The sequence below is a fragment of the Facilibium subflavum genome (assembly GCF_003574485.1).
GTDB lineage: Bacteria > Pseudomonadota > Gammaproteobacteria > Francisellales > Francisellaceae > Facilibium > Facilibium subflavum.
The window spans coordinates 1-8,777 of the sequence record NZ_QLIT01000005.1 but is presented as its reverse complement, the minus strand read 5'-3'; the positions used below and the strand labels follow the sequence as shown (position 1 = coordinate 8,777).

Genomic DNA, 8,777 nt, shown 5'->3' with positions numbered 1-8,777 from the left:
ATGCGGCTTAACTTAGTGCCATTAGGCATTACCCTATTTACACCTCTACTATGAGCTAGTCCGACTACCTTGCTAAGCTTATCTCTAGCTTTTTAGGCTCCAAGATAAGCATTCAGAAATAGCAAGGTTCTCCCAAGTTCCAAAGCAATCAGTTCATCTACCCGCTACGGACTCAGACCCCGACACCTCCACGCATACTCGCCTTTACGTATTGCGTAGTGCTGATTTCAGGCATATGAAAACCTTGATCAGGTGCGACGAGGGTATATTACGGGGCTCAATACCTTCACTCGCGTTGTGGCTGATAGACCGCCCTTACTACAGCTTCATAATGTTCGTTACCTTGCATTATGTGTAGTTCGGTTCCAGACTGGTGGCTAGCCTTTTTCTGGGCTGGATTGTCCAGCTTGATTGCCTTAGCTTTGCTTGGCGCACTCATAAATTACTCCTTTGAGATACTGTTCATTGACCTGCCACGAATCCATTTAGATTAATTTTCACCTTGAAAATGCGTGGTACATATTAGCGTAGACAATGAAGTATTTATTTCAAAAGGTATTTTTAAAAGAAGCAAAAAAATATTGTTACTTACCTATCGCAAAAATGATCGATGATTATTTTTTTGGGGCGCTTTCTATAAGAATCGTTCAATATGACTGCATATACCCATCGTAAATCATTTTGCGGGATTTAATGTCGAAGAAGTTTTTTATGGGTATATTAGGCAGGGAAGTTAATATTTTGCACCTGATCCAAAGGCACTTGCTTGGTCTGTTGATGCATTTTTCCATCTTTACCCAGCCACTTTTTTGTTACCGTTGCTGTTTTACCATCTTTGTTTGTATTAACCATGACAGATTCAAAGGATTGCTGCACAACGGCATTATCTTGGTTTGCTGTCTTTTTTTGCGCGGTTTCATTCATGTTTGCCTGGTTTTGCATCTGTTGATATTGCTGCTGAAGATTAGCCACCTTTTGCTGCAACTGCGAAACTGCCTGCTGATAATTTTGTTCAAACTGCTGGCGCTGTGCCTTCAGCTGTGCGCGTTGTGCTTCAATTGCCTTTAGTGCCTGTTGATATTGTTGATCCTGCGTGTTTTGCTGAACCTGTTTTACATTCACCCATCCTACTTGACCATTAGCAGTATTGGCAACTTTGACCCAGTCCCCTTTTTGATAAAACTGAATATACTGATTTTGTGCCTGATCACTGAGCTGGCCGATCACCTTTGCCTGTTCATTTGGCTGATTATAAAGCTGATAGCTTGTCGCAAAAGCTGCACTGGTTGTTGCAATAAGACCTAAAGCAAGTAATAACTTTTTCATATAACACCCTTATTTTCTTACGTTTATTTGACAAAACAAAAATAAAGTAACGTAAAAATCTTAAGAAAAACTTAAGCATTTGGCAATGAGAAAAGCGTTTGTGTGTTCGCCTTCGTCTGCGCACAAAACTGCGCAAAATTTTCTTTACGAAGTGATGCCATAAATTCGGCAACATAATAGACATAAGCTGGATAGTTTGGCTTTCCACGATAAGGCACTGGTGTTAAATAAGGCGCATCAGTTTCGATTAATATACGATCCAAAGGCACTTTTTTAGCCACTTCTTGAACTGTTTGTGCATTTTTAAAGGTAACAATACCAGAAAAAGAAATATACATGCCCATATCTAAGGCTTTCTTAGCCATATCCCAATCTTCAGTAAAGCAATGCAACACCCCGCCACAGCGATCAATACTCCCTTGCTTTAAAATGGCCAGCGTATCTTGTTTTGCACCGCGTGTATGCACGATAACCGGTTTATTAAGACAACATGCCGCATCCATATGTGCAAGGAATTTTTCCTTTTGCGCAGCATGCGTAAGCGCATCATTATAGTAATAATCAAGCCCTGTCTCACCAATGCCAACACACTTTGGCGCTTGTGCATAAGCAATAATATCCTCAGCTTTTGTTGGTTGAATACCTTCAATCTCACTTGGATGCACACCTGCAGAGAAGAAAACATCATCATATGCCAAAGCAATTTGTTGAATCGCTTCAATTTCTTCAAGGGTTGTACCAATCGAGATAATTTGATCAACCTCATGATCTTTTGCCTCTTTTAACACATCATCCAGTGATATACCGTCTAATCGCAGACTATTTAAGTGGCAATGCGAATCAATAATCATCAGATCATATGTTTTTTATCAACGGCATGAATAGCTGGCACATTACGCAAATAGCCATGAAAGTCCAGTCCAAAACCAAATAAAAATTCATTTTCAACCTCAAGGCCAAAATAATCTGCTTTCATTAACCCGCCTTTTTCGCGAGGTGCTTTCTTATCTAACATAACCGCCGTTAATACCTTTTTCGCACCCCGATCCTCGTAATAGCGTTTTACTTCAGATAGCGTCAAACCACCATCTAAAATATCATCAAATAAGATCACCGTACGCCCACGTGGGTCAATATTTGGTGTTTTCACCCAGTTAAGCGTCTGTGAGCCTGTGTACTCATTGCGATAACGACTGGCATGAATATAATCCACCTGAAGTGGGAACTGTAAACGTTTAACGATTTCAGAGGTAATGAATAACCCGCCATTCATCACGCAAACGGCAATTGGGTTTTCTTTTTTCTGTTCATCAGTAATGCTTTTGGCCAGCTGATCAAAAGAGGCTTCAAGCGTTTGGCTTGTTACCATAACACGGGAGGCATCAAAAACTTCTTTAATAAATTGTGGTGTAATCGTGGTCATGCGTTTCAACTGTGAAATTTTGTTTTAAAAATTTCGCCCTATTCTATACGATTTTGTGTATAAATGTGAATATCCATCGTAAAATATTTTTTATTTCAACACGTTATACGGTTGTTTTAAGCTTTGGGCCATAGGCTTCGTATTTTTGCCCCAACGGATTATTGGTAAACTTCTTAAAGTTTTCAATAAACATTTCAACCAGCTGCTGATAGGCTTGATCATAGGCTTTTTTATCCTCCCAAGTATCACGAGGATTTAAAATACTGCTATCAACACCTGATAATTGCTGTGGAATATCAAAGCCAAAATATGCATCTTGTTGACACTCAGCCTGATCAATATCATCATTTAAGATTGCATCGATAATGGCACGTGTGTTCTTAATTGAAATACGATGGCCTTTGCCATAACCTCCCTTAGTCCACCCAGTATTTACCAGATAAGCCTGTGCATTATGTTCTTGCATTTTCTTACCTAAAATCTCGGCATATTTTGTTGGATGCAGCAATAAAAATGGCTGGCCAAAGCACGAAGAAAACACAGCTGTTGGCTCTTTCACACCCAACTCCGTACCGGCAACTTTTGCTGTATAACCAGATAAAAACTGATACATGGCTTGCTCAATAGAGAGTTTTGATACCGGTGGTAATACACCATAAGCATCACATGTTAAGAAAATAACTTTCCTTGGATGCCCTGCTTTAGAGATAGGTTTTACAATATTATCAATATGATAAATGGGATAAGAAACCCGCGTGTTTTCTGTTTTGGCATTCGAATCAAAATCAATGCTGCCATCTTTATTAACAACAACATTCTCTAATAAAGCATCTCGACGAATCGCGTTATAAATATCTGGCTCATTTTCTTTAGAAAGTTTAATGGTTTTTGCGTAACAGCCACCTTCTAAATTGAAAACACCCTCATGATCCCAGCCATGTTCATCATCGCCAACAAGCTTTCGTTTTGGATCGGCTGAAAGCGTTGTTTTTCCTGTTCCTGACAAACCAAAAAACAATGCTGAATCTCCTTTTTCACCAACATTAGCCGAGCAGTGGAATGATCCAATGCCTTTTAAAGGTAAAAAGTAATTCATCATCGAGAAAATACCTTTTTTAATCTCACCACCATACCAGGTGCCACCGATTAATGTCATACGCTGGTCAATATTAAATGCCACAAATGTTTCTGAGTTTAACCCCCATTTTTGATAATCTTCACATTTTGTCTTACAGGCATTTAGGATCGTCCAGTCAGGTTGAAAATCTTTTAATTCCTCCTTGGTTGGGCGAATAAACATATTCTTAAAAAAATGTGCCATCCAAGCAACTTCTGTTACCAAGCGCACCGATAATCTTGTTTCAGGATTTGCGCCACAAAATCCATCCATTACATAAAGCTTCTTACCATTTAACTGTGTCGCAACAAGCCCCTTTAAGTGTGCCCAGGTATCTTGAGACATCGGCTTGTTATCAGAACCATCTGCTGCCCACCATACATTTTTTTTCGTCTCAGGTGTTTCAACAATAAATTTATCTTTTGGTGAGCGTCCCGTATATTTGCCTGTATCTACAGCCACCGCTCCGGTGTTTGTCTGTATACCTTTTTCAAACCCCTGAGCTTCCGGTGATGTTTCATGATCAAAAAGCTTTTGGTAAGAAAGGTTATGAAAAATTTCTTTTGTTTCTAAAATATCGTATTTTTTGAGTTGATCAACCTGCATTTTTGTAAATTCTCCTGTTTTTAGCGCATAAATATAATAATATGCCAGCTTTATTTGGTAAACCCCAATAGGCGCTTATTTATCACTTTATTTTTCAATCGATTAATTTTCAATTTCTTGCCACAAACGATCAAAAGCCTATTGAGAGTATTAACAATCCGCTTTAAAATGATCAAAGTTTAATAAAATGATAAAAAGATATGACAGAGTCTGCACACAAAACTAACTTTATTCGTAATATCATCGACCAGGATATCAAAGAAGGTAAAAATAATGGTAAGGTTATCACGCGTTTCCCGCCAGAGCCAAATGGTTATTTGCATATTGGTCATGCCAAATCTATTTGTTTGAATTTTGGGATAGCCCTTGATTATCAAGGCAAATGCCACTTACGTTTTGATGATACAAACCCCGCTAATGAAGAAGCTGAGTTTGTCAAAGCCATCCAAGAAGATGTAAAATGGCTTGGCTTTGATTGGCAAGATAATCTTTTTTATGCCTCTGGTTATTTTGATAAGCTTTATGACATTGCGATTAAACTTATTAAAAGTGGTGATGCCTTTGTCTGTGATTTATCTGCAGAAGAAGTGAAAGCTTACCGAGGTACTTTAACTGAAAAAGGCCGCCACAGTCCATATCGAAACCGAAGTGTTGAAGAAAACCTGAGACTTTTTGAGAAAATGCGCCAGGGTGGTTTTGAAGAAGGTCAATGTACCTTGCGCGCAAAAATTGATATGGCTTCAGGCAATATTAATTTACGAGATCCTGCGCTTTATCGGATTAAAAAAGTGACCCACCCGCATACAGGCGAGCTTTGGTGTATTTACCCAATGTATGACTTTGCCCATGCAGCTTCTGATGCCATTGAGTCAATCACCCACTCACTTTGCACCTTGGAATTTCAGGATCACCGCCCCTTATATGACTGGGTTGTTGAAAAAAGCGGCTTTCATAACAAACCACAGCAAATTGAGTTTTCCCGCTTAAATCTAAACTACACCATTACAAGCAAACGAAAATTAAAATATCTGGTTGAGCATAAACTCGTTGACGGTTGGGATGATCCAAGAATGCCAACTTTGTGTGGATTAAGGCGTCGTGGCTTCACACCGGCTTCAATTCGCAAACTTTGTGAGCTGGTGGGTGTTTCAAAACAAGACAGTATTACCGATATGAGCTTATTTGAAGAGGCAGTGCGAGATGATTTAAATCAAAACGCACCAAGAAGAAACGCTGTGCTTAATCCACTGCTTGTTGAAATTGATGATTTAAATGAGCAAATGCTGAATGTTCCTAATCATCCACAAAATGACGCGTTTGGCCGCCGTGATATCAGTATTTCAAATAAAATATATATCGAGAAAGATGATTTTATGGAAGCCTTAGAACCAGGGTTTAAAAAACTAAGTTTAGGTGGTCGCGCACGACTGTTAAACGCTTATGTGATTGAATGCTATGACCTGGTAAAAGATAATAATGGCAAGATACAAAAACTTAAGTGTCGCTATCTTCCAGAAACACTTGGTGGCAAAAAACCAGAAGATGGTAAAAAACCTAAAGCAATCCTTCATTGGGTTGATGCAAATAATTGCATTAATGCGCAAATCAAGGTTTATGATCGGTTATTTAATCATGAAAACCCTGCGGCCTTGGATGATTTCTCACAAGCGTTGAACCCAGACTCATTACAGATTATTACCGATGCAAAGCTGGAGAAATCCTTACAAGCCCCCCCCTGCGAGACACATTTTCAATTCAACCGTTTGGGTTATTTTTGCACCGATCAATTTGATCACAGCAAAGATAATCCAGTGTTTAATAAAATTGTCAGCTTAAGAGACACCTGGAAAAAATAAAAGCTTTTTAACCCATATCACTTGTGAGTCATTTTTCAAGCTTTAGCTACAAAGGAAAGTAAAAAATACTGTGAAATAATTTGTTAACAATCGCTTAATAAAATACCAAATTCAAACAAAATACTTTCCCCATAACTGAAGTTATGCACTTTCCATTTTTGTATATTGTTTCAAGAACTTCTCATTCATTCTGCTTGGTTATATTCTTAGTGCCGTCATTCCCAAAAAGCAAAGCTTTGGCGGGAATCCACGCCAGAATCCATTCCTTACCAATAACGGTTTGGGCCTTATGCAAAAGCTTATCCAATTGTAGAAGAACTAAACCTTAAAGGATCGTCTTATAGTTTTGGCCATAATATTTTAGGCCACCAATGATCATCACGTGGATCGCCGCCAAGCGACGATGACGTTGATGCACAACTACGCTTGCTAAGCACGGATGGAAGGACTTGCATATAACCCCAAGGGCTAGTGGAAGCAAGCATATTGATTTTAAGCATCATTTTTTTCTTGTACAACAGCAGTCAATCTAAACGACAAAATCTCTGAAAGTGCGTAACTTCACCCCATAAGAAAAAATCACCTCAAAAACTATACACCTATAGACAAACAAATAGGCTATCTGTAACCTATTGAGCATATAATGATTTTATGTTGTTATTTTTTTGACACTTTCTAAAAGGAGTTTTTGTCATGAATGATTTTGAATATATCGATAAAGCAATTTCTATTGTTTATATGCAGACCGATCTTTCTGCCATTTTATCTTTACTAACGCAACTTCAAAATGGTAAAGGTCAAGCAACCTATGAAGCTTTTCAAGGCAACCTTCATAAATTTATGGACGCCTTGAAAAAACTAGAAGGTGTTTCTATTGGCAGTGGTACAGCAGCTATATCATTGTCTGAATTAATAGCACAAATTGAAAATGGGTCACAGCGCGCGCTGGATTTGCTTCAAGCACATGCACAAAGCATTGTTTCACAAATAAATACAAAAGCTGCGATGAAACAAAAAGATACCACAATTAAGGGACTCTCTATTGTTTTACATGCATATAAGCTTGTTCAATCATTCTACTCAGCCTCTGTTAGGGCACAGCTTGCAACCATACTTTATGAACTGGGTTGCAAGGAAGCTGATGGCTATATCATTGCACTTGAGCATCTTAAAGATGCAGAAAATGCACCTAATTATCTTTATTCTCTGCTTATACCTGACAGCGTTATTGAGGAAAATAATGACAGGGAAGAATCTTTTTGGATAGCCGTTGAAAAAGATTATGCACAAGCAAAAATGCAAACACATATCCCCAGAAGTCTTCGAAAAAAGCGCTATGAATCAACCTATTATTACGAGCTTCTGTTTTATGTGCTTGAATATTTTAAAATCTGGGAGAATTATAAAGATGTTTATAATAAAATTGCAATGCAAGCCCAAGATAATGAAAGCTATTATATTATCTGCCAGGATACCTACAAGCATTTTCCTCAGCAACTTAAAGGCTCAATCATTGAAAAACTAAGAAGCCTGCTTGTTGGCGCACAAGACACAAAAGAGAAAACCAACAAATACTTCAAGGCATTAGAAGCGCTAAAAAAACAAGCAACCTCCCTTAAAGATCTAAAACGTAAAAAACTTAATGTGGGACTTAAACAATCAATTATTTTAATGAAACTAAGTCTTTGTGTTGCTATTATCCACGAGCTAAGCAAACGCTTAAAACAGCTGGATCTGCCGATAAGTGAAGATATCCGCGTTCCTAGAGAAACGGCCGTAAACACAAGTAAGCTTCCCAGATTTCCACAATGGCTTGATTCATTTAACGACTTTATTTCCTCATTAGAAAACCAGGAAGATACTTTTCAATGCCTTGTTTATCACAAGCTGCTTTCTGCTGTTTTTGATAAATATGATGCGCTTTCTAAATTATATGACAACATCTACCAAGACACGATGTATGATAATAAAGACATCAGAGCAATTGTTGAAGATAAAAGTAAAATGATTGCAACCATTCAAACAAATCCACAAGCCTTGCTTCGCGATGTATGCCACGCTCATCAACTTGAAGCAGACGACCAAGTCATTGTCAGTAAAATTTTTCAAAGCTCAAATGCACAGATTATTCCGATCACTGAGAATTGCTTAGAGGAATTTTGCTATGCATTACCAGGCGCTAGAAAACAATATGAGATTGCATTACGCCATACAAACAAGCACCCGCTTTATCCTTTAATTACCATCTATACCGAGTGGTATAAACTTCGATCATTTATTTTGTTTTTTGAAAACCTTGGTAATACAATAAGCAGTTATTGTATAGGCTATGAAGAACAAAATGGCCTGGCATTTGAAATGTTTTACAAAGATCTTGTTTATATCAATTATTTATTTGGTCAGCAATATCATCTGCTTGATCAGGCAACACCTCTGTACACGATGATTT

General features: G+C 38.1%; 7 protein-coding genes. 2 read left to right on the top strand and 5 right to left on the bottom strand.

Annotated features, from left to right (window positions below):
• Window positions 1-286: 286 nt before the first annotated feature.
• The 5 genes from DNK84_RS14150 to pckA all read right to left on the bottom strand — a co-directional run bounded on the left by DNK84_RS14150 (window position 287) and on the right by pckA (window position 4,472).
• Window positions 287-439, bottom strand: a complete 153-nt coding sequence (locus DNK84_RS14150; protein ID WP_162902112.1) for a hypothetical protein — start codon at window positions 437-439, stop codon at window positions 287-289.
• Window positions 440-720: 281 nt separating this feature from the next.
• Window positions 721-1,326 (bottom strand): SH3 domain-containing protein, encoded by a 606-nt coding sequence (locus tag DNK84_RS00920; RefSeq protein ID WP_119342700.1) that lies wholly within the window; start codon window positions 1,324-1,326, stop codon window positions 721-723.
• 71 nt (window positions 1,327-1,397) lie between these two features.
• A complete protein-coding gene (locus DNK84_RS00915; RefSeq protein WP_119342699.1) occupies window positions 1,398-2,177 on the bottom strand; it encodes a TatD family hydrolase in 780 nt (259 codons plus the stop codon).
• Window positions 2,177-2,749 (bottom strand): hypoxanthine-guanine phosphoribosyltransferase, encoded by a 573-nt coding sequence (locus DNK84_RS00910; protein WP_119342698.1) that lies wholly within the window; start codon window positions 2,747-2,749, stop codon window positions 2,177-2,179. The genes DNK84_RS00915 and DNK84_RS00910 overlap by 1 nt, the downstream gene beginning before the upstream one ends.
• A gap of 103 nt (window positions 2,750-2,852) precedes the next feature.
• Window positions 2,853-4,472 carry a phosphoenolpyruvate carboxykinase (ATP) gene (pckA, locus tag DNK84_RS00905; protein ID WP_119342697.1) on the bottom strand — a complete coding sequence of 540 codons (1,620 nt, stop codon included), beginning with the start codon at window positions 4,470-4,472 and terminating at the stop codon, window positions 2,853-2,855.
• A 200-nt stretch (window positions 4,473-4,672) separates the two neighbouring features.
• Here pckA and DNK84_RS00900 point away from each other — a divergent pair, with 200 nt between their 5' ends.
• Window positions 4,673-6,328, top strand: coding sequence for a glutamine--tRNA ligase/YqeY domain fusion protein (locus tag DNK84_RS00900; protein ID WP_119342696.1), 1,656 nt, complete (start codon window positions 4,673-4,675; stop codon window positions 6,326-6,328).
• A 693-nt stretch (window positions 6,329-7,021) separates the two neighbouring features.
• The coding region (locus DNK84_RS00895) for a hypothetical protein (protein ID WP_162902135.1) at window positions 7,022-8,777 on the top strand (1,756 nt) is incomplete at its 3' end.